This is a genomic window from Hyunsoonleella flava (assembly GCF_004310325.1).
Lineage (GTDB): Bacteria > Bacteroidota > Bacteroidia > Flavobacteriales > Flavobacteriaceae > Jejuia > Jejuia flava.
In genome coordinates this window covers 1-300 of record NZ_SIRT01000061.1, presented here as the reverse complement: position 1 = coordinate 300, position 300 = coordinate 1, and the positions used below count along the sequence as shown (strand labels likewise).

Below are 300 nucleotides of genomic sequence, written 5' to 3'. Positions count from 1 at the left end.
GTGGAAACCTTCTCCCTGTGGGTACCTATTATTATGTGCTTCATCTCAATGATCCTAATTACAGTAAGCCTGTTACGAGGTGGATATATTTAAACTACTAAAAGGTTCTGCTGCAAAATGAAACATGTTTACATTTTAGTTATACTTTTCATCGTTTTTTTAAAGGGCTTAAATGCGCAACAAGATCCGCAGTATACACAATATATGTATAACCAAGCCATAATTAATCCAGCTTATGCCGGCTCTAAAGAGTATCTACAAATTACTACTTTATACAGAAACCAGTGGACAGGTTTTCCC

The 300-nt window shown here is 35.7% G+C and carries 1 protein-coding gene; it reads left to right on the top strand.

Annotated features, from left to right (window positions below):
- Positions 1-117: 117 nt before the first annotated feature.
- A partial coding sequence (locus EYD45_RS16640) for a type IX secretion system membrane protein PorP/SprF (RefSeq protein WP_130965784.1) occupies positions 118-300 on the top strand: 183 nt, incomplete at its 3' end.